Origin of the sequence: Flavobacterium branchiicola, assembly GCF_018383905.1 — a bacterium.
Classification (GTDB): Bacteria; Bacteroidota; Bacteroidia; order Flavobacteriales; family Flavobacteriaceae; genus Flavobacterium; species Flavobacterium branchiicola.
The window spans coordinates 1-576 of record NZ_JAGYWA010000028.1 but is presented as its reverse complement, the minus strand read 5'-3'; the positions used below and the strand labels follow the sequence as shown (position 1 = coordinate 576).

At 41.1% G+C, this 576-nt stretch carries 1 protein-coding gene; it reads left to right on the top strand.

Going from position 1 to position 576, the window contains the following annotated elements; genetic code table 11:
* The coding region (locus tag KHA98_RS23105; RefSeq protein WP_317192591.1) for a glycoside hydrolase family 2 TIM barrel-domain containing protein at nt 1–576 on the top strand (576 nt) is incomplete at both ends.

Sequence of the window (576 nt, the reverse complement as noted above, 5' to 3'; positions counted from 1 at the left end):
ACGGAAAAAGAGTCGAGATTTTTGGGACTTGCAATCACCATGATTTAGGCGCTTTGGGAGCAGCTATTAATACCTCAGCCTTAAAAAGACAATTGGTTATGCTCAAAGAAATGGGTTGTAATTCCTTACGAACTTCTCATAATCCACCTGCTCCTGAATTACTGGAACTGGCTGATAAAATGGGATTCCTGGTTTGGGATGAAGCTTTTGATGCCTGGAAAATTGGTAAAAAGAAATTAGATTATAATGTAATTTTTGATCAATGGCATGAAAAAGACCTCATGGCTTTAGTACGCAGAGATAGAAATAATCCTTCGGTATTTATCTGGTCGATTGGAAATGAAGTTCCGGATCAGCAAAACGTAAAGTTGACCAGAGAGCTGGCTGAGATAATGCGCAGGGAAGACCCGACGCGTCCGGTTTCAAACGGATACAATGATCCCGATGGCGGAAGAGCCTCAGGAGCTGTCATGGCGTTAGATATAATGGGAGTAAATTATTTCTTTGATCAACAGCCAAAATGGGATATAGATCCGAGATATGAGAAAAAACCAACCATTGGCAGTGAAACGGCTT